The sequence below is a fragment of the Nostoc sp. GT001 genome, from assembly GCF_030382115.1.
Lineage (GTDB): Bacteria > Cyanobacteriota > Cyanobacteriia > Cyanobacteriales > Nostocaceae > Nostoc.
This window is the reverse complement of record NZ_JAUDRJ010000001.1, coordinates 281,783-307,213: the sequence shown is the minus strand read 5'-3', so window position 1 is coordinate 307,213 and position 25,431 is coordinate 281,783. Positions and strand designations below refer to the sequence as shown.

The 25,431-nt window shown below is 41.9% G+C and carries 13 protein-coding genes and 6 pseudogenes; 13 read left to right on the top strand and 6 right to left on the bottom strand.

The genetic code is table 11. The features are described 5' to 3' along the window. Positions 1–171: 171 nt before the first annotated feature. A complete protein-coding gene (locus QUD05_RS01405) occupies positions 172–804 on the top strand; it encodes a glutathione S-transferase family protein (protein WP_289794352.1) in 633 nt (210 codons plus the stop codon). Positions 805–989: 185 nt separating this feature from the next. On the opposite strand, the gene QUD05_RS01400 is transcribed toward QUD05_RS01405, so the two are convergent. Further along, positions 990–1,631 carry a hypothetical protein gene (locus QUD05_RS01400; RefSeq protein WP_289794351.1) on the bottom strand — a complete coding sequence of 214 codons (642 nt, stop codon included), beginning with the start codon at positions 1,629–1,631 and terminating at the stop codon, positions 990–992. Positions 1,632–2,318: 687 nt separating this feature from the next. On the opposite strand from QUD05_RS01400, the pseudogene drmD reads away from it, so the two are divergent. Next, positions 2,319–4,031 (top strand): annotated as a pseudogene (drmD, locus tag QUD05_RS01390) (DISARM system SNF2-like helicase DrmD); the annotation flags it as partial. Between the two features lie 28 nt (positions 4,032–4,059). Here the strand turns inward: drmD and QUD05_RS01385 are convergent. After that, positions 4,060–4,751, bottom strand: a protein-coding gene (locus tag QUD05_RS01385; RefSeq protein ID WP_289794349.1) for an IS1 family transposase whose coding sequence is annotated in 2 segments (ribosomal slippage) — positions 4,060–4,427 and positions 4,427–4,751 — 693 coding nt in all. Because the reading frame shifts where the segments join, the coding sequence is not laid out codon by codon here. Positions 4,752–4,791: 40 nt separating this feature from the next. Between QUD05_RS01385 and QUD05_RS01380 the strand changes: the two are divergent. Beyond that, positions 4,792–6,324, top strand: a pseudogene (locus QUD05_RS01380) (helicase-related protein); the annotation flags it as partial. Between the two features lie 37 nt (positions 6,325–6,361). Here the strand turns inward: QUD05_RS01380 and QUD05_RS01375 are convergent. Beyond that, positions 6,362–6,898, bottom strand: coding sequence for a hypothetical protein (locus tag QUD05_RS01375; protein WP_289794348.1), 537 nt, complete (start codon positions 6,896–6,898; stop codon positions 6,362–6,364). A 17-nt stretch (positions 6,899–6,915) separates the two neighbouring features. After that, positions 6,916–7,470, bottom strand: a complete 555-nt coding sequence (locus QUD05_RS01370; RefSeq protein WP_289794560.1) for a GNAT family protein — start codon at positions 7,468–7,470, stop codon at positions 6,916–6,918. 90 nt (positions 7,471–7,560) lie between these two features. Here QUD05_RS01370 and QUD05_RS34285 point away from each other — a divergent pair. The 3 genes and pseudogenes from QUD05_RS34285 to QUD05_RS01360 form a co-directional block, all read left to right on the top strand. Next, positions 7,561–9,465: pseudogene (locus QUD05_RS34285) on the top strand (type IIL restriction-modification enzyme MmeI); the annotation flags it as partial. Between the two features lie 126 nt (positions 9,466–9,591). Beyond that, positions 9,592–11,403: pseudogene (locus tag QUD05_RS34280) on the top strand (Eco57I restriction-modification methylase domain-containing protein); the annotation flags it as partial. Between the two features lie 97 nt (positions 11,404–11,500). Beyond that, a complete protein-coding gene (locus tag QUD05_RS01360; RefSeq protein ID WP_289794346.1) occupies positions 11,501–12,841 on the top strand; it encodes a transposase in 1,341 nt (446 codons plus the stop codon). On the opposite strand, the gene mobV is transcribed toward QUD05_RS01360, so the two are convergent. Then, complete coding sequence (mobV, locus tag QUD05_RS01355) at positions 12,808–14,322, bottom strand: MobV family relaxase (protein ID WP_289794345.1); 1,515 nt, start codon at positions 14,320–14,322, stop codon at positions 12,808–12,810. The genes QUD05_RS01360 and mobV overlap by 34 nt on opposite strands. A 1,088-nt stretch (positions 14,323–15,410) precedes the next feature. Between mobV and QUD05_RS01350 the strand changes: the two genes are divergently transcribed. The 4 genes from QUD05_RS01350 (at position 15,411) to QUD05_RS01335 (ending at position 18,312) form a co-directional block, all read left to right on the top strand. Further along, a complete protein-coding gene (locus QUD05_RS01350) occupies positions 15,411–15,902 on the top strand; it encodes a hypothetical protein (RefSeq protein WP_289794344.1) in 492 nt (163 codons plus the stop codon). A gap of 12 nt (positions 15,903–15,914) precedes the next feature. Beyond that, positions 15,915–17,147 (top strand): ParM/StbA family protein, encoded by a 1,233-nt coding sequence (locus QUD05_RS01345; protein ID WP_289794343.1) that lies wholly within the window; start codon positions 15,915–15,917, stop codon positions 17,145–17,147. 181 nt (positions 17,148–17,328) lie between these two features. Continuing rightward, positions 17,329–17,739, top strand: a complete 411-nt coding sequence (locus QUD05_RS01340) for a hypothetical protein (protein ID WP_289794342.1) — start codon at positions 17,329–17,331, stop codon at positions 17,737–17,739. Positions 17,740–17,937: 198 nt separating this feature from the next. After that, entirely contained in the window at positions 17,938–18,312 is a 375-nt protein-coding gene (locus tag QUD05_RS01335; RefSeq protein ID WP_289794341.1) for a hypothetical protein, read from the top strand. A gap of 164 nt (positions 18,313–18,476) precedes the next feature. Here the strand turns inward: QUD05_RS01335 and QUD05_RS01330 are convergent, their stop codons facing one another. Continuing rightward, positions 18,477–19,007, bottom strand: a complete 531-nt coding sequence (locus QUD05_RS01330) for a hypothetical protein (protein WP_289794340.1) — start codon at positions 19,005–19,007, stop codon at positions 18,477–18,479. 47 nt (positions 19,008–19,054) lie between these two features. Between QUD05_RS01330 and QUD05_RS01325 the strand changes: the two genes are divergently transcribed. The 3 genes and pseudogenes from QUD05_RS01325 to QUD05_RS01315 form a co-directional block, all read left to right on the top strand. Then, complete coding sequence (locus QUD05_RS01325) at positions 19,055–24,241, top strand: hypothetical protein (RefSeq protein ID WP_289794339.1); 5,187 nt, start codon at positions 19,055–19,057, stop codon at positions 24,239–24,241. 239 nt (positions 24,242–24,480) lie between these two features. Continuing rightward, positions 24,481–25,044: pseudogene (locus tag QUD05_RS01320) on the top strand (RNA-guided endonuclease IscB); the annotation flags it as partial. 91 nt (positions 25,045–25,135) lie between these two features. Continuing rightward, positions 25,136–25,399 (top strand): annotated as a pseudogene (locus tag QUD05_RS01315) (hypothetical protein); the annotation flags it as partial. Positions 25,400–25,431: the final 32 nt, after the last annotated feature.

Genomic DNA, 25,431 nt, shown 5'->3' with positions numbered 1-25,431 from the left:
TGTGAAATACGTACAAACCCCCATGCACCAAAGTTTAATTACTCACTCGTCGTTCACCCCGTCGCCTAATGTCGCAAAGCGACAATTCGTCTCAGGGGTGAAACTTCTCGCTCGTCCCCATTCCTCTCGCCGCCAAACTGCGTTGTGGCGGGAGTCTCCTGGGGGTGTTAGATGAAACTCTATGAATTTGCTCCCACGCGATCAATTCGAGTTCGCTGGGTTCTCCAGGAACTTGGGGTGGAATTTGAAGCAATCTCCATCAACATGCGGGCAGGTGAACACCGTACACCCGATTTTCTCACCATTAATCCCACTGGCAAGCTCCCTGTACTCATCGATGGCGAACATATCATTACTGAATCCGTAGCCATTGCTTTGTACCTCGGTGAGAAGTACCCAGAATCTAACTTGGTACCTACAGACTTGCTTCTGCGAGCACAGCTTTATCGTTGGCTCCTCTTTACTGCCACCGAATTGGAACAGCCGCTATGGCGTATCGCTCGCCACACGTTTATATACCCAGAAGAGTTGAGATTGCCTGCTGAAATACCTCTCGCTCGGCAAGACTTCACCAGTATGGCTGTCGTTTTAGAGAACCATCTGTTGGATCGGCAGTTTGTAGTGGGTGAACACGTCACAGTGGCTGATTTTGTGCTTGCTTACACACTGGATTGGGCGAACGAAGTTCAGCTACTCGCCACTTTCCCCACGCTGGTGGACTACATGGAACGAATGTACAAACGACCAAAGGCATCTGGGCGAATCGCAGCTGCACTTGCAAGTCTCAATCAGACCTCACAATGATTCGTGATCTGATCAGCCGTTTGGGTATCAGCCAGAGTGAAGTCTGGTAGATATTGTTTTACAGAGACATCCAGGACATCCAGGTTAATTTTTCCAGCTTCTACCAATTGCAGCGCTGCGATCGCTTTTAGAGGCAATCATTGTCTAGCAAAAGCCTAGTCACTTCAACGATATCATCAAAGCTGTTAATCTCCTGAACAGTCTTCTTCATCTTCCCAATCTTCATCCCAGAGAAGTTCACTGTAAACCTTAGTTGCTTGAGATATTTTTAGGTTGTGAGCTGCTGTCACACAATTTCTTGGTTGCCAGCCAATGAGGGCATATCTTCCATGTAAATGTCTGACAGCATCTTTGCAGTCATTAATTACTGGAATATCTTCTTTGATGTATTTCCGCAATTGGACTCCTAAACGAATTGCCTCCATTTCATAATTTTGAAAGTAGGGTTCTTCAACATCAGGTGTAGAAATCAGCAATGCTCTCACCCAGGCATGATTTTTATAGATAGCCTTCGCTACAACTAAATTAACTTGTTTTGGTGTCCAGTTGCTCTTTTGTAAAAAGTTATCTATTGCTGATTCATCATCTAAATCTATATCTAGGTTAGATTCTGAAAGTATTTCCGAAATATCTGTATTTTCTAGGAACAGTTCGTACCATTCTTGAAATGTTTCGGGACTAAATAGTTTTCTCGCTTCTTCAAATGAAATTTTCTCCCATCCAGCATCTGTAACTATTTCGTTACCAGTCTTTGCAATGAACAGATTTTCTTCTTCTACCATCCAAGGGAAGGATGTCTTCTGATGTTTTCTCTTTCGTTTACCCATTGAGCCATTGCAATGTCTATCGCCTTGCCGCCTAAACGTCTACGCACTCAACTTTAATGCTAGCGTTGATTATTTGGTAGGCTTCTTTACCAAAGAGCAACTCCTGTTTGTGACAGTACGTACCCCACAAGAGAAATGTATTGTTTTTTGCCTATATTTATCAGGAGTATCACCCACAAAAATCATCCACCCGGATATCCCGCCAAATNGAAATCTGCCAGCCAGAGTTGCCAACAGACTGTACTGGAGGATTGTCAAGGAATGGAATATAGTCAGGTTCTCTTGGAAGAAGAATTGCTGCTGGATGCTCATCAACTACAGGGGCTGAAGAATTGACGGTATCAGCTTGAAGATTTTGGTCTTCAGCGTGTTGGATTTCCATCATTTTCTTCAGAGTCAGCTTGTCGGATTTTTTGATGATCTTCATAATCTATCTTGTTAATGTTTTCATTCACTGCTCCCCAAAGGCATTGGCTGAAAATTTGGATGACAGCAAAATTGGGATAAATTGGGTGTTAATAATTGCACGGAATAAGTAAGATACAGCAAATCTATGGAAAATAGGAGTCCCTTGCTGAGGAATTTATCAATTGGATATAAAGTCCGGTACTTTAGGTGTGTATGCTATGGCAACAATGCCTTTCGGATGACAAAATTCAAAGTGCCATTGTACTTATTCAGGACAATATGCCAGCAATAAACCTTGAAGCCGGACAAATCGTTCGAGTACGCTCCCGACAGTATCTTGTAGAAGATGTAGTTCTTGGCCCGTCTGCTGAGGAAGACACCTTAGTTCGCCTTTCGTGTCTAGATGACGATGCACTAGGAGACCCCCTGGAAGTTTTGTGGGAGAGAGAAGTCGATGCTCAGTACATAGGTGCAACGAATTGGGATTTAGTTGCCAGCCGAGGATTTGACGATGCACGGCTGTTTTCTACCTACCTGCACACACTGCGTTGGAACTGCGTCACTTCCATAGACCCAAAATTATTTCAGGCACCTTACAGGGCCGGGATTGAGGTGAAAGCTTATCAGCTAGAGCCACTACGTAAAGCCTTACTGATGCCTAGAGTAGCTCTGTTTATTGCCGATGATGTTGGTTTGGGCAAAACCATTGAAGCTGGGCTGATCCTCCGCGAAATGTTGATGCGCCAAAAAGTGAGGCGCGTTGTCATTTCCTGTCCGCCATCGGTGGTACGACAATGGCGGGATGAAATGGAGAGCCGATTTGGACTCACTTTTATGATTTTTGACCGAGAGTTTGTCGCCTCTCGTCGCCAAGAACGCGGCTATGGAATTAACCCTTGGACAACGCACAACCGCTTTATTATTTCTCATGCGCTACTCCGAGATGAAACTTATGCTGCACCATTACGTGATTGGTTGGGTGATTTTTCTGCTGCATCGATGCTGATACTTGATGAGGCTCATAACGCTGCCCCAGCAAGTGGTGCCAAATATGCTGTTGATTCTCAATTGACACAAACTGTTCGTAACTTAGCACCTCGCTTTGAGCATAAGCTGTTTCTGTCTGCCACTCCTCACAACGGCCACTCTAACAGCTTTGCCGCATTACTAGAAATCCTTGACCCACAACGGTTTTGTCGAGGCGTACCCGTTCGCAACCCAAAACTACTTGATACTGTGATGGTAAGGCGATTAAAACGCGACCTACGGGAAATAGGAGAAGATTTTCCTAATCGCCAAGTTATCCCCATAGTTATTGATGGCCTACCTGCAAATGCCCCAGAGTTAAAGCTGTCTCGATTGTTACAAGAATATCGCCAACTACGTGAGGAGCGCCTAAAAAATACATCCAAATCTACTCAGAAGTCAGCGATGCTTGTTGTCACCTCTTTGCAAAAACGCCTACTCTCCTCTATCGAAGCATTTGCCAGAACTTTAAAGGTGCATCGTACTGCAATTGAAAAGCAAGCTACTTCTACTCCTAACACAGCTAAATTGTCACGTAATTTACCCCTACTTTGGGAACCCCCAGGGGCTGATGATGACCGCGCTGAACTTGATGAAATGGAAGTGCAGGAGGAAGAAGATGCTCAGATGATGGCAGCAAGTAGTCAACCTACAACCTCTGCGCTTACAGCCCGCGAACTAGAATTACTAGAAGAAATGTCGGAGACTGCAAATGCGGCACGTTATCAACCAGACCCCCGCATCAAAGAACTAGAAAATTGGATTCGCAGCAATCTTTGTCCCAATTTGGGCGAGGCAGGGGCTACTTGGAATGACTGCCGAGTAATTATATTTACTGAATATATAGATACAAAACGCTACCTCCAACAGCAATTAGAAGCGTTGATTGCAGGCTCAGACCGTGAACATCAACGCATCGATGTATTTCACGGTGGTATGGGCGAAGAACGTCGAGAAGCAATCAAATTCGGGCGTTGCATAATGGCGGTATGAATCATACTGAAACTGGAACATCCCAAAACTTGAGATAGTGAAGTAGCAATCGAATCGAGTATTTCAGCATTTGTGCTGATTTGGAATAACATAGCGTTTTTCGATGCAATCGAGCGAGATAGTGGCGCAACCGGGTGTTTTCCCCCTCAACTCGTGTCATGTAAGTCTTGCTCACAATCTGGTCGCCCTCTGGAATAAAGCCTGGATAGACCAACCATCCATCCGTGACATAGAAATAGCACTGCCAAGTACCTACAATATCCCATAACGGTCGAAAAGTTTCGGCGCTATGGTCGCCCAAAACCCACGCTAAAATACCTTGTGTGAAGTGGTTCACTGCTGTCCAAAGCCAAACTTTGTTTTTTTTGAGCCGACGAACGTTTCTAGTTCATCGAGTTCGCCAACTTCTGGAATTGTCTCTGGATCATAAACATCAGGTAGCAGTTCTCCTACAAGTTTTACCCAAGTAATCAATGTCGTGTGATGCACACCTTTGACCCGTTCAATGCCACGAAATCCCATACCATTAACGTACATTTTCAGGCATTCCCGTTTCACTTCATCACTGTATCCTTGAGGTGGTTCGTACCGATCAATAAATTGGCGATCGCAATTACAGCAAATGTGATTCTGTTTACCTCTTTTATTTCCGTTCTTACGGATATGAGACGACCCACAACGCGGACATTCCATCCAGTTTTACCTCAATTCATACCGCCATTATGCAACGCCCAAATTCGCTTTTAATACCGACCCATCTCGCCATCCTCTGCGTATCCTCATTGCTACCGATGCAGCCCGGGAGGGGGTAAACCTACAAAATAACTGCGCTGACCTGTTTCACTTTGACGTACCGTGGAACCCTAGCCGCATGGAACAGCGCAACGGGCGGATTGACAGAAAACTGCAACGATCGCCTATTGTTCGCTGTTACTATTTTGCATTGCCACAGCGAGCCGAAGACCGGGTACTAGATATCTTAATTAAAAAGACGGCAACCATACAAAAAGAACTGGGTAGCCTTTCCCCAGTGGTAGAGAAGAATTTATCAAGATTGCTGGAAGGGGGTATTCGCCATGAAGAAGCAAATTCAATTGCTGAGGTGATTAAAAAAGTAGACCAGTCTGAGACTCAAGCCAACGCTTTCTCCCAAGTAGTTGATGAAGAATTGGAGGAAATTAGACTTCAAAAAGAGCAATTGGTTAACCAAGTCGCACAACTTCAAGAAATGCTCAAAAGTTCGCAGAACTGGTTGGGACTGGATGATCGCCATTTTCGAGATGCTATTTCCGCTTCTTTGGAAATTTTGGGAGTAAGTTCGCTCGCACCTGTGGATGCTAATGAGGCGGCTAATGACCCTACTACTGCGCGTTGGATAGTACCATCTCTCGACCAACGCTTGGGAGCAGATCCCACCTGGGCTACTACTCTTGATACCTTAAGAATACCGCGAAAACACGGTCAAAAACCTTGGGAATGGCGACGGGAGGCTCCTATTCGTCCGGTAATTTTCCGTGATCCTGGTACGTTGGATGGTGATGTAGTTCACTTGCATTTGGAACACCGGGTAGTGCAGCGGTTATTGGGACGCTTTTTATCGCAAGGTTTTACACACCATGAATTAACTCGTGCTTGCGTCTGTCTCACGGATGAACCTTTACCTAAAGTGTTAATTTTAGGACGCTTATCTTTATATGGCGATCGCGCCACTAGATTACATGATGAAGTAATTGCTGTGGCTGCGGAATGGTCAGACCCAGTAACTAGAGGGCGTAAAAAGTTACAAGCTTTACCAGAAGGACAAAAGGATGATGTTTTAGCTTTACTGGAAAATTCTTTGGCTTCTCCCCGGTTGCGAGAGGTTCCTTCATTAGTTAGACAACGCTTATGTCAAGCTACATCTGAGGATGTGGGAGAGTTGACACCACATTTGCATAAACGTGCAGAGGTGCTAGCTGAACGCGCCAAGAAAAAGCTGACAGCACGGGGACAAAAGGAAGCTGAGGAAATGAAGAAGATTTTAGAGGAACAACGCGATCGCATTCTCAAAACTAAACAAGAAACCGAACAACCCCTACAGCTTTCGTTATTCGCTGAAGAAGAGTTGCGTCAGTTAGAAGCAGACCGTCGCCATTGGGATAAGCGACTAAATATGCTAGCTGAAGAGTTGGTGCGCGAACCCGCGCGAATTGAAGCAATTTATGAAGTGAAGGCGGTACGGGTTGAACCTGTAGGTATAGTTTATTTGTATCCAGTTAGCGGTTAGTTGTTAATTTGCAGTAATTGATTCTTAAATCTATGACTTATGCTGAAATTTTTTCAACAGAAACTTGATGCATAATTCGCTCTTTTAACGAATCTGCTGCAACTGCTGCAATAGTTTCCCAATCTTCTTGTTTCAACAACACCGCAAGCAATTCGCGTAGTATCTCTCGATTAGAGATAAACTCTTCGCCATAAAGTTCATCTGTTCCCAAAACAACGAGTATGTGTTCTTTGACTTCTGGTGTAGCTAATCTTAATCTTTGAAGTAATTTCTCTCTTGCAGTTTTTATGGCAATTTTTGTAACCGTTCCTAAATTCCAGTTATTCAGCAGCAAGCGCACTTCTCGATTAAGAGAAATACGTAATGTTGTTAAACGTCCCAAAAGTTCGAGATTAAGCATTAGGTCGCCAAACCCAGAACCCCAATCTAATCCGGCACCAATGTTACCACCGACTTTATCCTCAGCTTCAACAGCTTTTCGCAACCATTCTTCATCAAACAATAAATCTATCGGATTTACTGCGTTTTCTTGATTAAAGGCGCTTTGATTGTAATTAGGTTCTTCCTGACTCATTAACTTAACCTCGCTACCTATTCAGAAGAACGACGAACTCCATACTCAAAATAAACTAGGTCTTCGTAATCTTCATCCTCTCCCAAATCAATCATCCCTTGATTATCATAAAATTCTTCTGCTCCTGGTAGCGAATGCAACCCAACTCTACCCTCGTAACCTAGTTCTATACTGCGGTTTCTGGCAAAAGCTAAGAGTGCAGTACCAACACCTTTTAATTTTGGAGGGCGTTGAATAAATTCCCGGTTCCAAGGCGCAGAAGCAATTCCATCAAGGTATACCAGACGTTTTCCCTCACTGATACGCGAACCGTGCATTTTAGTTTCAATCAGCATTAACCCTTGAGTTTCGCCTTCGTACTCAATTGCATAGCCTTCGCGGTTTGGTTGTCTGCCAATAACGAACTGAAGTTTAAACTCCCAGTCCCAAAATTTATCTTCTTGTCCGTACAATCTTAATTGTTCTTTCCACGCGGAGGCATAATCATTGACGTGCTTTTGCACTAATTCGACTAAATCTGCTTCCACGGCCATGCTATCTTGACCGCGAATTAGTTTTACTTTTGTTCGCATCGCACCAATATCGTGTGCATTAGCAGATTTTGATGTTATCAGATAAAGTAAACAAACCGTACCAGGCTCAGAAAACGCAAAGGAGAAACAATGGCGATTGACCCAGAAATCACCAGACATAAAGAGTGGTTGGGTTTTCTCCAGCCTGTAGGGTTGGTAGTATCTCCCCCGGCGTTGGTGAAGGCGCAGGCGGTGGTCAACCGCAATATTGTAGATTTGCAACAATCATTGCTGGCTGCGGTTGATGAGGATGGCTATATTGCTGATTTTCCGGCTTTTGTGGTAAATGTATTAAGCTGGGCTGATAGTGACCTTGTTAAACCATCACTAGAATACGAGATAGCTTTAACTGATTACAGCGAAATTCTTGCGCCTACCTATATTGTGCCTGACCCGGATAGCGACAAGCCGCAGATTTTGGTGCAAATAATTTCTTCTGGTACTGACTTGGATGTAGTCGCACCAGAATTAACTAAGTCTAGCAGTGGTTGGCACGCTAGCCCCCAAGCTAAATTTGAGCGGTTGTTGCGGGAGACGCAAATACCCATAGGTTTGTTGTGTAATGGTGGGTTGCTGCGTTTAGTGTATGCGCCACGGGGCGAGTCTTCTGGACATTTGACTTTTCCAGTACAGGCGATGTGTGAGGTGTCTGGACGGCTGATTTTGGGGGCGATGGAAATGCTGCTGTCGGCATTTCGCGTGTTTAGTGCTACTACAGGCCGTCGGTTACAAAATTTGTTGGAAGATAGCCGTAAGTACCAAGCAGAAGTTTCTACAACCTTGGCTAACCAAGTACTAGATGCTTTGTGGGAACTGCTGCGTGGGTTTCAGATGGCGGATGCGGCAGTTGATGGTAAGCTGTTAAGTGAAATTGCTGCCACAAATCCGCAACACATTTATGGTGGATTAATCACTACACTGATGCGACTGGTGTTTTTGCTCTACGCTGAGGACGAGGGGTTAATGCCACCAGACGATGTTTACCAGCGTAACTATTCTGTATCTGGATTGTATGAACGGCTACGAGAAGACGTGGGGAATTACCCCGATACGATGGATCAGCGTTATGGGGCGTGGGTGTGGCTGTTGAGTTTGTTTCGCTTGGTTTATGACGGCGGCGGACAAACACCAGAGTATTTACCAGCACGGCATGGTCAGCTTTTTGACCCGGATGAGTATGCGTTTTTGGAAGGTCGCTCACGCGGTAGTAAGTTTGTCAAGGGTCAACCAATCGAGCCTCCGCGAATTCCCGATGGTGTGGTGTATCGTTTGTTAGAAAAGCTACTAATTTTAGAAGGGGAGCGCCTGTCTTATCGGGCATTAGATGTGGAGCAAATTGGCTCGGTGTATGAAGGCATAATGGGTTTTGCTGTGGAACGGGCAGAAAGTCCGAGTATTGGAGTTTACAGCAAGCCCAAGGGGTCAAAGGTTTCTACGACGGTGGTAGTAGATGTGACGGCGATTTTGGCAGCAAAGNNNGCTGACCGTCAGAAGTTACTGAAGGAATGGGCAAATTGTGAGGTGTCAGGAAATGTCCTCAAGGAACTGAAGGCGGCGCAGACGTTAGAAGATGTAGTGATTGCACTAGGTCGCAAGGTATCACGGCAAACACCTAATTTGTTGCCTGTGGGTTCGCTGTACTTGCAGCCAGGGGAAGAACGCAGGCGTTCTGGTTCGCATTATACGCCCAGGTCACTCACTAAACCGATTGTGGAAACAACGCTGCGTCCGGTGTTGGAAGCGTTGGGAGAAAAACCGACTGCGGAACAGATTTTATCGCTGAAAGTTTGTGATTTGGCGATGGGTTCTGGTGCGTTTTTGGTAGAAACCTGTCGTCAATTGGCTGAGAAGGTGGTGGAAGCGTGGGAACGCGAGGAAAACAATACCCGTATGGGAATTAGCGATCGCAACCAGAATACGATAATTCATAGCGATCGCAACCAGAATGCGACAATTAATCGCGATCGCAACCAGAATGCGATAATGAATAACGATCGCAATCAGAATACGATAATTAATCGCGATCGCAACCAGAATGCGATAATGAATAACGATCGCAATCAGAATACGATAATTAATCGCGATCGCAACCAGAATGCGACAATTAGCAATTATGGCAAAGAAGAACCTTTATTAATTGCGCGTCGCTTGGTGGCGCAACGGTGTTTATATGGTGTGGATAAAAACCCGTTTGCGGTGAATTTGGCGAAGTTATCTTTATGGCTGGTGACGCTGGCGAAGGATTTACCGTTTACATTTCTTGACCATGCGCTCAAGTGTGGGGATTCGCTGGTAGGGTTGAAGAAAGAGCAGATTGGGTCTTTTGGGAAGGATGCAACTGACGATTTACCGCTATTTGTATATTTGAAAGAGCAACTTGACCGTGCGCGTTCTTATCGGGCGGAAATTCAGGCGTTGGATACCCGCAGTGATGCTGATGATGACCAAAAGCGGGATTATCTATATAAGGTAGAGCAAGAATTGCAGCAAGCGAGGTTAACGGGGGATGTAAGAATTGCTGCATTTTTTGAGGGAAGTAATAAGAAGCAGCGAGAGGAGAGAGAAGCTGAGATTGCAGAATTGGTGAAGAGATGGCGATATCACCAAGCTGATACTGAGGGTTTGGAGGAAATTGCTAGCAGGTTGCGGAGTGGGGAAAAGGGGATTATTCCGTTTAACTGGGATATTGAGTTTCCAGAGGTTTTTGATAGGGATAATTCGGGGTTTGATGCGATTATTGGGAATCCCCCGTTTGCGGGGAAGAATACAACAATTAATGCTCATGCACCCGGTTATCAAGATTGGTTAAAGGAAGTATACCCAGAGTCTCATGGGAATTCTGATATTGTGGCGTTTTTCTTCCGTCGTGCTTTTGAGATATTGCGAGAAGGTGGAACGTTTGGGCTAATTGCTACAAATACTATTGCTCAAGGTGATACTCGTAGTACCGGACTGCGTTGGATTTGTCAGAATAAAGGCACAATTTATAATGCTCAAAAGCGCTTGAAGTGGCCTGGACTTGCAGCAGTAGTTGTGAGTGTAGTTAATATTTGGAAACAATACTGTCAATTAGCTAACAAGTCCGCCAGGGAATGGAATTCCCTGTCTCATAGCAAAAGTCCTCTGAAGAGGACTGAGAAAAATGGGGAAGAAAATTCTAGTCGGTTTCAACCGACTTTTGCTGTTAGCCCGGAAATTGATTTCCGGGCGGGTGTGGATGCAAACGATATGATTAATCAATTGAAAAATGTAGATGCAAACGCGATTGATTTCCAATCGAGTCAAAAATTAAAATCAACTCTTAATGGGCGAGAAGTTACCCTAATTTCTGCATTTCTGTTTCATGCAGGGGGAAATGAAAATCCGGCGGTGTTATTAGCAAATGCTGATAAAAGCTTTATTGGAAGCTATGTTTTAGGTATGGGTTTTACGTTTGATGATAGCAATCTAGAGGCGACACCCATTGCAGAAATGCACCGCTTGATTGAGAAAGATGCAAAAAATGCTGAAAGAATTTTTCCTTATATTGGTGGTGAAGAGGTAAATAGCAGCCCGACACACGAACATCGTCGCTATGTGATCAATTTTGGGGAGATGAGCGAAGATGAAGCACAGCAGTATCCTGATTTAATGGAGATTGTAAAGGCAAAGGTTAAAGGGAAGCGAGGTAAGCATTCTACATCTGCTTGGTGGCAATTTGAACGACTGAGGGGAGAATTATTTAAAGCGATCGCTCCACTTGAACGTGTATTAGTTATTTCTCGTATAAGCAATGCCTACGCATTTACATTTCTACCAAAAGGTGTGGTTTATAACGAAAAAATTGTAGTTTTTGCTTTCCAATCAAATATAGCTTTTTGCTTATTACAATCTCACTTTCATGAGATTTGGGTACGATTTTTCAGCTCTACTTTAAAAGATGACCTTCAATATACCAATACCTTAGCCAAAATAAGAGGATGAGGAGAGAGGGCCGATGTAGTAGAGTTATTGTCTCTCACAACGACAACTCAAAAACTACAATCAGCCCATGTCCGATATCTTATCACTGCTACAATGCTTGCTACCGCAGATAAACGCTACGACGATGCGGCAATTGAACCAGATAATCCTGGCTATGTTAGCGATGAGCGGACGAGTCACGATGTTGGGAATTTCCCGTTGGGCAGGCATTGGTGGTAGTTATCGGACGATGTTGCGGTTTTTTCATACAGTAATACCTTGGGCTACATTGTTTTGGCTATTTTTCCGCAAGCATTTGTTCCGTGCGAATGAGGTATATTTGCTTGCAGGAGATGAAGTTGTAGTCAGTAAATCGGGTAAAAAGACTTATGGATTAGATAGATTCTTTTCTAGCCTAGCCAATAAACCGATATCAGGATTATCTTTCTTTGTATTATCATTAGTGAGTGTTGAACAGAGGCACTCGTTTCCGATTCAGATAGAACAGGTAATAAAGAAAGATACTCAAACAAAAAGTACCTCGACAATCGAAAAACCAAACAAAAAAGAAAAGCGTGGGCGTGGACGACCAAAAGGAAGTAAAAACAAAAATAAAAAGGAAGTGATATTAACATCTGAATTAATACTAATTCAGAAAATGATTGGTTCACTATTCAAGTTATTAGCTAACTCTATTTCCCTCACCTACTTGGTAGTAGATGGTCATTTTGGTAACAACAATGCTTTGCAGATGGCACGTCTTGTCAACTTGCAGATAATTTCCAAATTGCGCCATGATTCAGCATTATACTTCCCTTATGAAAATCCTGACTCCAGTAAGCGCTCTCGTCGTAAATACGGTGATAAGCTAGACTATCGTAATATACCTGACAAATACTTATGTAAAAGTGCTATTGAGGATGATATTCAAACTGATATTTATCAAGCCACTCTTATTCACAAAGAATTTGCCCAAGCTCTCAATGTAGTGATTTTGGTCAAAACCAATCTTAAAACTAATGCTTGCAGCCATGTAATTATTTTTTCTAGCGACCTAACTCTGTCATTTGAAAAAATTATCGACTATTACAAACTCCGTTTCCAAATCGAGTTTAATTTTAGGGATGCCAAGCAGTTTTGGGGATTGGAAGATTTTATGAACCTGAGCCAAACTGCCGTGACTAATGCTTCTAATTTAGCATTTTTTATGGTCAATTTATCCCACCATCTTCTCGCTGATTTCCAGCAACTCAATCCCGGTTCTGGCATTATTGACCTTAAGGCTTACCATCGTGGTTTTCGATATGTTCGTGAAATGTTAAAAATGCTTCCCGAAATCCCTGAGCCTATTTTATTAACCCAGATTTTTGCCAAGCTTACTTCTTTAGGACGTATTCATCCCGTTTCCACTGGCGTTGAACCCTCGTAAATTGGCAGAGGTATTGTTTCTGGTATTCCTTTAACTTGATATTCCAGCATGGCTACTGAAATGGCATCAATGGGAGAAAAAGACAGCACGACAGTACTAGTTTGTTCGCTAGGCTTTTTCCCCAAAGTAAAGTAAAACCAGCTATCACGGCGAACAGTACCTAACTCATAACCAGAGAATTTATTAGCTGTCCCTTCTAAGAAAGCCCCTTTGGTCTTTCCGTTGAGATCCCGCATCACAAACACTACATTTGCTTTTGAGTCGGCATAAACTAGTCCTTGGTTATGTAACATTTGTACGCAATCAGAGGGTATGCCTCGTTTCTGAGTTAGGTAATGTTCAACACCTGACCAATTAGCTTTATCCTCAACAGGTGGGGTGAATTGGGGTGCTGGTTGAGTTTGGATAATAAGAGCCGTAACTTTTTGAGCATGAGCGATCGCAGCACGTTTTGCGCCGACTTCACCAAATCTTTCCCCCAGCCATGCGATCGCAGTTGTTTGGTTGCATTGATTAACATGCTTGACTAAATCAATAGCACTGTTACCCCCTAACGAAGAACCATTGCTAAAGTCAGTAAATTGAGAGGCATCTATATTAATGATGTGGTTTCCTCCTACCCATTCATTCCCTTTACGCCACAGTCCCAACTCCCAAGCAACATCATCCAAAGCTAAATCAGTTGACCATTCGGTAACTTTTTTTATTGATTGATTATCTTGCTCCAATTGCTCTATCCGCCGCCGTAATTGGTCATTCTCAAGTGAGAGAGCTTTGGCTGTAGCTTCCATCTCTTCCTTACGTTGATTCGCTCTGTCTCGGTCGGCAGCTTTGGCTAAAAGATGTTCTGCACTTAGCTCATCAACTTCTAAATCCCGCCCCTCCTCCACTATGCGGTAAAAATCTTTGATGTCCTGGTGCTTTGCTCTGCTTCCTTTAATACCGCGCTCCAACCCAATTAACCGCATTGTCTGGTAGTAAGAATCTTGAAATTGTTGGATTTTCTGCCGCCCGTCAAAGAAATGATTGCACCGTAGCTGTCCTTGATCATCAAGGGGGACAAAGTAAGCGTGAATATGGGGGGTGGCTTCGTCCAGGTGTAACTCGGCGCGGACAATGCGATTGCCATATTCATCCGCTAACCACTGGTGAGTCGCTTCTAGCCAGTTATCCAACTTTTGGGGTTCATAGTAACCAGCTTGGGTGGGGCAGTCGGGACGGAAATAACTGGGCGATGCACTCAACAGTAACTCCACGCAGTACACCGCATCAGTGCGAATCTTCCGCTTCTGCTCCGAGTCCCCTATCTTAGCTAAGACTAAATCCTCTAGTCGTTCTTCTGGGGCGAGGCTACCGATGAACCGAATATTTTTTTGAGTGGGATCTGCATTAGGGGTTTCTCTTTCTCGTGCAGTGTGAGATGCACTCCCTGATATGTTACCCCGCTTTAATTTTTTTAATCGCGCGATCGCGTATGCCATTTTTTCTTTACGCTAAAATTTGGAAATACAAGTTTTTGGGCTGACTGACTGAGAAACAAATATTACTCAAATTATTGCTGTTTTTTCTCGATTTTACGTCACTTTTCCAGCCAAATCGCTCAAATACGAAAATGGGTAAAAAACCGTAGTAAGTACGACTATCTTAAGCCACCTACAGCAGTTCTGAGGCATTCCACAGGCAATTCTCCCGCTATCCCCAAGATTCCCTTAGTAGCTTAGTCACTCTTGACACAATTTCAGCCTAAGTAGGTAACATCCGGCTTTCTGTGATTTGGACTAAAAAACTACGCAATAGCAAGGCTTTCGGGCTGTTTAACTATCAATAAGGCTTGATTAATGAGAATTAATGGACTGCTCACAGAATTTTTCGAGAATTACTCAAGAATAAAATGGTTGACAACGGAATTTTTTAGCAGTCCCTCGAAGTTAATCAGCGCTAAATTGTAATTTTTAGTAGTTTTTCGTAGCACAAACAGAAAAAAAACTGTTTTTTGAAGTACAAAAACAATACTTTTGTAGTACATATTCTCAATAATTTCAAGCCTATTGAGAATACAAAAAACTGGACAAATCGCCTCAAAGCTTTTTGGAGTAAGTGCTAGAGGGCAATTTTTTAAAAAAGCGATGTGCAAAATAGCAGACATTTTGTACCTAATTATGAACATTTGATGACAGCTATAGCAGTTAAATGCGTGTATAAGCGGTGCAAAATAGCAGACATTTTGTATATAAATAGGGATTTTAGGTGCAAAATGTCTGCTATTTATAACTGTGATTAGTAATACATTTTGACCACGTAAAAGCAAATAAAACCCCGGTAAATTAGTAGGGATAAAAAAATTTGAGGGTCTAAGTGAAGGATTAGAAGAAAAGATGCGTTGTTGTATGTGCATTCATTATTAAGTAAATACTTTATTTAGGCAGACAATATAAATTTCAGAAGCAAAAATATTAAATTTAGTTAAGTTATGCAGTATCAAAATAAAAAGAAAAAAACTGGGCGATAAAAATTAGTGTAATAATTTTAAGAAAGCGCGTTACGCTAATCAGAATTTTAGTCAAAAAAAATGAATGATTCTAGATATAGAGTAGTGTCATTTAGAAGACCGAGTGACAGTGCAGATGCAGAAGTAATTGATTACTTGAGGTCAAAGCCTTTAAATTTGAAGGAAGATTATTCGGAAACAATTACATCGACACTAAAAAAACACTGGCTACCTCTAGCCTTGTTTTCTTCGGGGCTGAGGGGAGAAGAATTAAGACAGATTGGCATTTGGGCAATTAGTCAACTAGAAGCACAAATTAGTATGATTCGGAGAACTTGCGGGATAGCACCAGACCTACTAGTGGTGACATCAAATATATCAATGCAAGCATCAAACATAGTGGCATCAGATAGTCTATCTGTCTTAGGGATTACTTCGGGAAATGGACAAATAAGTTCTACTGATGAGGAAGATGAAGACCATGAAGATGACGATGACGATGAATTTCTTGACTCGCAAAACTATCAAGAGATGACCGACATTAAGCGGATGTTTGGCTGGGACAAACCTTGAGGGGGGCTGAAGATGAATAAAAAGAATAATTCTAAAGACTACACAAAAGTTGCGATAACGATTGATTTAGGGACAAGTTTTCAGAAGGGGATAGCACAGATTTATCCAGATGGGGTTCCAATAGTTTTAGCAATGGAACCAGAAATAGCGGATTTAGGGGTAGAGTCAATAGAATATTTGTCAAATCAACTCGTACAAGATACGACGGTGTGGATAGGAATTGGGTCAGAATACTATGTCCTGGGAGCATTAGCCAAAAGTATGTTCGCGGGGACATCAGCTATTAGAGATTTAAAGTATCAATATGCCTTACCGAAAGTAGCAGCTATGTTATGGTTGGCAATTCGGCGGCTGGGAGTGAAAAACCCAGATATAGAGCTATATGTACATTTGTTGTTGCCAGTGGGAGAAGCGTCGGATGGGCAAACGCTCAGAGCAAAACTAGCACAGAACTTAAAAACAGGAATAATCACGCCAACAGGGAGGTTAAAAGCAAAACTGCGTAGCTTTGATGTCAGTCCAGAAGGGGCGGGTATCATGGCATATCGCAGTCGCAACGTCAACATAAACTATTTCCAAAAGAGTATAGGAATGCTGATGTTAGGCTATCGTAATGCCAGTTTTATTTTGTCGCACAAGGGGAATGCAATAAAAGCTGAATCTACAGATTTAGGGATGAATTGGGTGGTGCATCAGTTTGTAGAACGTACTGCTGTAGGTTTATCAAAAGATGACTTACGCCTAATTTCAGCTTTAGCCGAAACCACGAATAACAATTTTGATGCACTGCGGTTTCTATCACGCAAAACCAGAATCGAAGAAATCAATGCTGATGTAGAGTTGTTTTGTCGGATTTTACCGATAGTTCGCAAAGAGTACTGCCGTGCTTTATGGCGCTGGTTGAGAAATATTGCTCAAATGGATGAAATCTTAGTTTGTGGTGGGACAGCATCCTTTGTACGCCAAGAGCTAACCGAACATTTTGATGGTGAAGGCATCCCCATTTGTTGGAATGGCGGAATGGAACTACCTAAATATTTAGACACAATGGGATTAGGTGATAGGATAGCCGATGCTTGGGCATCCCATATTAGCCATATCAAGTTTTTGGATCATGAATTGAGCTATGACCGCCAAGACAAACCCCTAGTTCCTGATTATTATGTTCAACCATTCAAGAGTTCTAAACCAGACATGGAGATTTGGCAAAGGAACGGTTATATCACTACAAGTCTTGGGATTTAGATTAGTTTGCATTTGTACGACAACTGCTGTCTGATGTTAGACAGATATTCTGTCTAACATCGCCAAAGCTAACAAATGCAAGGGTTTGGCTTTGAATGGTGTTTCCCTTTGCTTAATCAACAATTGCTCAAGATGGTTGGCTTAAACAATAAACGCGAACAATTAACATTAGCAAATTGATATGGCTGAAACGACACATTTGCAAGTACAAGAATTATCACGATTTGCCCAAGAGCAAGACTTCAATCAGCAATATAGACAGTATTTCGGGGATGTCTGGGACGAAGTTGGAGTTAGAGATATCTCCAAAATGACCATCCAAGATGCCGAGCAAACTTTGAAGGTACTAGCTGATAGTGAAGCATCTCCCCAATTCATTAAATCCCTACTAGCACAAGCAGCAATTGATGGTGCTACACCGCAAGTTTTAGAGTATTTTCTCACAAGCGACATTGATGGTGATGGACGGACTTTGGCTGAGGAAATATTTCAGGATGGGACGAACCCACTAGAGCCGGATACACCCCAACCATCACCCAAGGCACAGGTTTTATCTCCATCTCCAACAGAAGATTTGGACTGGGAAATATAGCATACATTCTCAAACTTTACTAGCAACCTGAGTTCTGAATTTTTCAGTACTCAAGTTGCTAGTTCTTTTTAAAAAGCATATTTAAACTTCTTAAGTTAGATATAAGTTCCATTTTTCAAAAAACACAGTAGGGTGTAATTGACCTATCAATTACACCTGTTCCCTCAACTAACTCAACAATTAAATGAGGCCATATTTATGACTCTATTAGGTATTGATAGACCTTTAGATACAACCCAAGTAAAACTGTGGGACGAGCGCGATTTATCTACAAGCGATCGCCGCCAAGAGCATCTAGAAATTCTCCTGTGCCAGAAAGTACAAATAGGTGAAGACCCTGCCTTGTGTGAGAAAGTGTTGAATTATTTGTATTTCTCGTCATTTCAACAGAATCTCAATCGCATTACTGTCCAAAAAGAGAAAGAAAAGTCGGTCTTTGCATCCGTACAGCAAGTGATTATTACGTCCTTTGCTATTTTAGGAATGTTTGCGTTCCTTGCCGCCGCTTCCAACAAATCAGTTGTGCGATCGCGTGGGGTAATCCCTCCAGCTATAGAACGGCAAGCTAATTAACCAAACAATCCGCTTTTTCACCCAGTCGTAATACAACTCTTGGAGAGGCTACGCTCAGTACAAGGGGAGCAGTTGCAGATGTAAAAGGATGCCGTTAAAAAGCTGAGAGCGTTGTTTGATAATGCTTTCAGCTTATATTATCACTCGCTCTGCATAGCTCCCGCTTAATATGCTGTGTCCTTGTCAAAAGGCAAACTGTCAACATCCTCAAAGTTACGCAGGTCTTGTTCCATCTGCTGACGACGTTGGACGTATGTTCTGCTATCTTCAATCCTCCCTCTCATCTGCCATGCACCAAAATTAATACCCTTTTCTGCGTATTTAGCAGACACTTTGTTGTAATCATCAACCTCGATTTTCTTGCGCCACTCAAGCTGTTCCAGGGCACTTTCACTGATGCCAATTTGACGAGCATATTCTACATATTCAGGTCTGAGAGAACCATCTGGGTTAAATTCTTTTTTTTCTTGTTCAGTGAAGAAATCGTAGGCTGTGTAGATTGGCCACGGCTCTGGATCAGTCTCATCCAGGTGCTTCCACTCATCGTATGTTGCTTTTAACCTACGAGCATAACTATCAATTGCTCCTGGATGTTCGCCAAGAGATAACATTTCTTGTCGAGCTTCATCTTTTAAACTTCCATCTGCATTGAATTCTTCCTTATGCATATTTATCCAACGTTTAATTCTTGACATACAAACCTCTCAAGATATTAACCAAGTTTCACTAACTTCTTAAAATCATGACTCTGGAAATTAAACATTTTGATCCCAGGCTCAATCAATGGATTTATACAGATGAGCGTAAAACTATTTTAACTGAAAAGCTCAGTAATACTTTAATAGAATTTTACTTTCCTGATAAAAAATTTTCATTTGGACACTCAGATGAATACAGCACTGCCGAAGAATTAAAAAATCATCCAGATGGACAAATTTTATTACTGTCTTCAAAAACTCGTTTACTTTATGGAGATAAAGAATGCTTAGAAACAATTCAAAAAATTTGTCCAGATAGTAAAGACCGGGGTGCTTATGGTTCTATCTTTCTTGGGGCTTGTAAAAATGCGATTTACGAAAAGCTAAATATTTTGGTAGTAGATGATTCTACTGATAACATGGGTGAAAATGGAGGGATATTATCGAATGATTTGGCATATAAATTAGTTGGCGATTGTTATGGGCAGATTTCAACACAACTTTTTGACAAGTTAACCTTAAGGGAATCCCAAACAGATAAAAGCTATCGTGTAATTCAGCATCGATTTGGTTGGGTGGATGGAGTTGGAGAGGATACTACTAAATATCGTTTTGGCAAAGGAACACTCCGACCATACAAACTAGATGATATAAAGTATACAGACCCGAACAATGAACCAAAAATCGATATAATTCTCCCCGTAAGTAGTTTTAAGGGAACAGATAAGGATAGACCAGAAGGCCCCACTAAACCTCAAATTCAACCAGGATTATATCAGCAAAATATTTGGTTAGCCGAAAAAGCACAATCTCAACAAGGTCAGATGTCTATCTCCCAACTGCTGGCATCTTTCCCCCAAGGAATTAAAGATTTTGCCGAAGAACTAGAGGTACAAGCTCAAAGATTAGCCTCTATTGAAGATGACCCAAGAATTGTTGCTGCTTACTATTGTGAAAGATATGAAAAACGTAAAGAATCATTGAACCAAAATAAATTAAAAACATCAGACATTATCAATCAAGAAACAGATATTAAAAACTTAGGAACAAATGATGACTTAGATGTAGATCAGGAGTTGGGTGATGAGAGTGCTAAAGATGACTTGTTCATGTACAAACTCATTAAAGCCGATTTACTAGGGCATCAGCAGTTATTAGAGACTGAGAAGGTCAAACAGGAATTAAGTCGGTTTGTACAAAGTGAGTGGCGAGATATTGCTGTTGGGAAAACGCTTACTTTTGACCGAGGGATGATTATTCCTTCCAAGGAACTCAAAAATGGTGAAATTTGTGTCTCTTGGCTTGATGAGCAAGAAAAATTTCTTAACTTCCGTTCTCCTTTTCTCAACTCTAATGGTTTGTGTGTTTCTAATAATAAATATGTTAAGGATCAGTTAGGGCCAGATGGTGAACCCTTAGAAGGCATAATTGTAGTTAATGACGAAGACCACAAGCGCATACAAGCCAGAATTACAGAGTTAGAAGCGCAAGGGATTGATGTTGATTTTATCGACCCAGCAGAAACCGAATCAGAACGCCAAGCACGAGACTACGATGGTGACTGCATTGGTGTAGCAAGAGCCAGCTTATATCCTAATCTGACAGCAGAGGCAGAGCGAAGAAATCTTCCCCAAAACGCCTATTCCCCCACCGTTAAGCTCAAAAAACAATCATTTTATTTGGAAGATGGAACCCAGCCCCCTTTTGAAAAAATCGCTATCCACATGAGCGATAGCATCAGCGTGGGCATAATCAACAATCAAGTGACAGCACTGGAGGCATTAGAATCAGAAATTGAGGTACTAAAGACTTACGGTACTTTTGAGCAGAAATCAAATTATCTAGACCAAGTTTCTAACCATTACGAAACCCTGTTTGAGCAAGAACGCCAGAAAGATCCAAAGTTAATTCGAGAAGAATACAAGCCTTATATGCAAGGGGTTGTTGAAATTGCTCATTCTCAAAGAACTCCCGAAATGATCCAGAAAGCAATGGACATTAACCGTCAAATGTACCGGAGCATGATTGAAGAAGGATGTTATCAAAACCAAATAGCGGTTGATTTATTCAAAAGTGCTAAAAAACCTGAGATGGATAAAATCAGGGAAAATAGTCGCTACTTGTATCGTGATGTTAATTATATTAAAGATAAAAAGTCGCGTTCAGTTTATTTAAACACGGGGATAACACCAAAGGGCTACTCACCAGTAGAATTATTGATTAGCCAAACCAATAAATATTTCCAAGAATCACAGTTAGAATCGCGCCCCATCGTTCAGTTTAAAGACTTGTTCAAAGGAGTAGAATTTACACCACAGCAAAAATTTGCAGCGATCGCCGCCAAATACGAGTTTGATCAGAAATTCAACGCTGCGGTACGTATGGAGCGACGGCGGGAAACCGAGAAAGGGCCATCAGCAATCATCCAAACTCCACAGGGGGTGAAACTCGAAATTACCAATCTCACCCATTACGAACATCCTCTGATTTGGAAAGCCCAAACGTTGAACATTCGCCTAGACGAAATACCAGAGAAATGGCGAACTAAAGAACGCCCCCACAAATTACTAGCAGTTGCACAGATAGATGGCGAGGTTGGGAAAGATGGAAAACCCGCTTACCGCAACCTGGGGACAGTTAGCCAACAATCTGTGACTGACCACAACCTCAAGGTGGGGATGGCCATGCAGGGAGCTAAACTCCTAGAACTAAAACCAGAACTTACTAGAAGCCAAACTAAATTACTTTTCGACAAGGCACAGGAGGCGGCTCTCGCATTTTACGCTTCTATCCCAGAGTCAGAAAAATTTGCATCTGCTGCCGCCGCTTGGAACATCTGTGCATCCCGCCAGGATGAACTCGAAGTTGCAAGAAAAGAAAACGCAAACCCCCAGGCTTACGCTAAAAAAGTCTCCAATTTTGCTTTCGCTGCTTTCCCCAATGAGATTATCTCTCGCTTAGATAAATTGCAATTTACCGAACCGAAGTTAGTCACACTGAATAATGAAGCAAATCAATTTTTGGGTCGAGACTGGAATCCTACCGAAAAACACCCGATAGAAATTAGAGCTAGTCACCACCCACCGGGGCATGAACGCCACGTTTCCAGGCTAATGTTTGTCCAGGATAGTGACGGCGAATATAAGGAATTCGCCATGCTCGAAACCAGAACTGCACAGCTTCCCATTGGAACGAAAGCGCTCTCTTGTATGGTTGGGGTAGAACCTGCTACTGCCAAAGCAACTATTGGACTGCCAGGAAACGAGCCGATTGAAATTACTATTCGTGAACTCAAGAACTTCTCTTATGCAGGACTTGTTTTTAATGCCGAATCGGTCAACTTAGAATTTGGCACTGTGCCGATGGCTGACAAAACAGTAAAAATCAAACTTGATGGCAAAACTTTGGGTGAGTTAGACAGCGATTCTGTCCAACAGTTGAAAGAAGTTAATTATCTTAAAAATGGTAATCCTCTAAAGTTAAAACTTACTTCTATCTCCGAAACTGGAGATCAAGCTTTTGTGCTAGGTGAGTCTCCTAATGGGAATCTCCTGAAAATTAATAAAATTAACTTTTATGATTTTTTTGGTCAGACATTCAATGATCAAGATTACCGAAAACTGACTATCGAAACCTCAGCTTCTAAAACTAGAGATGCCATATTTTTGAATGCTGAACCACTGGGAGTATTGCACTTCAAAAAAGACAAAGACGCGCTCAGACAGCTTGGACTACTCAAAACTGGACAACTTACACCTGCGCCCGCTATTATTCAAAGTAATTTCTCTGTTATTTGCGCTCAAATTGACCGTAATACCGTTGAATATCCCCAGAAATGGACGAAGGAATTTCAGGCTTTTGGGACTCAATCAGTTAATTCTGAACAACAAGAGATGATTGAGAGTAGTGCGAAAAATCTACATCATATTAAAGAGCGTCCTACTTTTTTATTTTCGACAGAATCAAACAAAAAACTTGGAGTCATGGGCTTGGCTGTTGACAACCAGAAAGCTGATACTGTGACTAAATGGTTAACTGCTCAAAAAGTTGAATGGCAGCAAGTACCAACAGAAGATGTTATCAGGGAAACTAAAAAAGGTCTAGCAGTATTTCACTTAGTCAGCAGTTCAATTCCCTCCAAAACTTTGGAGAACATGACCAAGAAATTTGGGTCAATTATTGAATCGGATAGTGACTATCAACAAAGAGTTAATTCCCTCGCCACACGACCACAGTTTTTGAAACCTCCATCTCAATCAGCATTGTCCCCGCCTCAACAAAGCGCTCAATTCCACCCCAACCAAGAGGTTCAAAATCTCGCCGTCGCCTCTCCTGTCATCAAAGGCAAACCGATTCCGATGAACTACCCTTTAATGATGCATGGTGACACCAATCTTTTACCCGTGGATACTTGCATTGATGCGATGAGAGGATATGGTCGAACTCACACCACTAGAGCTTATCAACCTTACAAACAGTATGGGTTTAAGGAAGGCGATATTGCTCTGGCGACAGGCATTGATAAACAAGTCGCCTTTCGAGTCGGTAAGCAGTATCAAATCACACCTGATATGATTGCTGACCCTGTTTATCAACAGCAATGGGCTGACATGGAAAAGCACTCACCCAAAGCATTACCAGAATTATTCACCAGCAAAGGGCAAGTCTGGGGACTACATCTTGAACCCTTGGGGGATTATGTGGAGGGTTTTATAATCCCGTTTCCTCAACCACAAAACAAAGCCATACCCAACCAAGAAGTCCAACCTCAATCAGTTACTATTGATAACTTGAGAAATTGGTATAATGCCGCAGATAAGTTAGGGAAGTCGGAAAATTACAAAAAACGCATTGTGGAAGTGGCTAATGGGTTTAAAGCTGGTGAGCAATTATCAGCCGAAGCGTTGACAGTAATGAATCAAGATACATTTGAGCTTGAAAGAATCAGTCGGCTGACTCAAATTGCTCAAAGGATTGGCATGGTCTGGGGTAAGTCTAATGAAAATGGTACTCAAGTTTTGGGAAAGATTTATGACTTGGCTTTCAATACCCAGCAGAGGGATTTAACTATTTCGCAGAAAAATGGGGAGATAATTTTAAACTTACAATCTGGCAAGGTGCAGACTAATAAAGTAACTCCACAGATATTGCAAACTTTTGAGGATGCGAATAGTCAAATTGATAAAATACTAGCTAAATCTCAAACACAACAAATAGACATACAAAGATAGATTTATCCTAAAATAGCCTTTTGAAGCGTTTAATTATTGTGGCAATACAGTAATGTATAATATTTGGCTTTTGATTATAAATCTGTGATTTATCTATAAAATTAAACCTAGATTGGTAAAACTTGCTAGAGTAGATTTTTCATGATTGAAATACGCGTAAATAGGTAAACCAAACTTTTCAATAATAATGAATTTACTACGTTTAAGTTTTTGCTCTAGTTAGTTTTGCCACGTTAGCAAAAGACATTAAAGACTTCCTCAAGAAAGATCCCGCTAGGTTAGAGAAAATCTTGAAACAAGCTAAAAGACCATTAGCAGATGCAGCAGCAGTTAATACGACTAGATTTGCATTACTGGAGGTTTTAAAAGGAACAGGCTTATCAGTAGAAACAGGCTCAGGAGGTTTAACTAAATTTAATCGTAGCCAACAAAATTTAGAGAAATCACACTGGATTGATGCGGCAGCAGTGGGTGTTTCAACTCCAATTTTAAATATAAAAGGAGTTAAGCCACTATTCATTACATCTAATGGGCATGGTTCTAGACAATCGTGCCGTACTGATAAATACGGCTTTCCGTCTCGTTATGTACCTAGATTTAAGTTTGTCAAAGGTTTCCAAACTGGAGACATTATCAAAGCTATTGTCACCACGGGAAAAAAAGTTGGTGAATATATTGGGAGAGTAGCAGTTAGAAGTACTGGCAGTTTTAATATTTCTACCAAGAACGGGTTAATTCAAGGCATTAGCCATAAATATTGTTTAGCCATTCACAAAAAGGACGGGTATAGTTATGCGTTTTGAAATAAGTTAAGTTACACGGCGATTAAAATCGCCTGCCCCCTACCCCCATATCTAAAGAAAGGGGTTTCCACGGGGCGAGGAATCTGATGAACAGCCAGAATTTTTGTCAGTTCAAGGATGCCCGATATTATTACCTGTAGATAAATCACATCATCCTAATATCACCATAATTCGGTGTATCTGGAGTATAGATAACAACTCTGTAACTGTTTTTCTGTCTGATACTACCTATGAAGATGATCCTTTTTTCTCTGGATTTATGGCGGTATGCGATCGCTTGAAGGTAGAGGANATTTTTTTAGCAGTTTTATATCATGAATGGTTTATTATTGAAAGAGCAGGAGTTTTTGAATAATCCTGTTACGTTAGGATTTTCAAATATTATTC

What these genes read in the sequence shown, in the direction of transcription:
- QUD05_RS01340 (WP_289794342.1), top strand. Translation starts at nt 17,329, where the DNA reads ATGGCTGAAACGACACATTTGCAAGTACAAGAATTATCACGATTTGCC.
- QUD05_RS01325 (WP_289794339.1), top strand. Translation starts at nt 19,055, where the DNA reads ATGACTCTGGAAATTAAACATTTTGATCCCAGGCTCAATCAATGGATT.
- QUD05_RS01350 (WP_289794344.1), top strand. Translation starts at nt 15,411, where the DNA reads ATGAATGATTCTAGATATAGAGTAGTGTCATTTAGAAGACCGAGTGAC.
- mobV (WP_289794345.1), bottom strand. Translation starts at nt 14,322, where the DNA reads ATGGCATACGCGATCGCGCGATTAAAAAAATTAAAGCGGGGTAACATA.
- QUD05_RS01335 (WP_289794341.1), top strand. Translation starts at nt 17,938, where the DNA reads ATGACTCTATTAGGTATTGATAGACCTTTAGATACAACCCAAGTAAAA.
- QUD05_RS01375 (WP_289794348.1), bottom strand. Translation starts at nt 6,898, where the DNA reads ATGAGTCAGGAAGAACCTAATTACAATCAAAGCGCCTTTAATCAAGAA.
- QUD05_RS01345 (WP_289794343.1), top strand. Translation starts at nt 15,915, where the DNA reads ATGAATAAAAAGAATAATTCTAAAGACTACACAAAAGTTGCGATAACG.
- QUD05_RS01400 (WP_289794351.1), bottom strand. Translation starts at nt 1,631, where the DNA reads ATGGGTAAACGAAAGAGAAAACATCAGAAGACATCCTTCCCTTGGATG.
- QUD05_RS01370 (WP_289794560.1), bottom strand. Translation starts at nt 7,470, where the DNA reads ATGCGAACAAAAGTAAAACTAATTCGCGGTCAAGATAGCATGGCCGTG.
- QUD05_RS01330 (WP_289794340.1), bottom strand. Translation starts at nt 19,007, where the DNA reads ATGTCAAGAATTAAACGTTGGATAAATATGCATAAGGAAGAATTCAAT.
- QUD05_RS01360 (WP_289794346.1), top strand. Translation starts at nt 11,501, where the DNA reads ATGTCCGATATCTTATCACTGCTACAATGCTTGCTACCGCAGATAAAC.
- QUD05_RS01405 (WP_289794352.1), top strand. Translation starts at nt 172, where the DNA reads ATGAAACTCTATGAATTTGCTCCCACGCGATCAATTCGAGTTCGCTGG.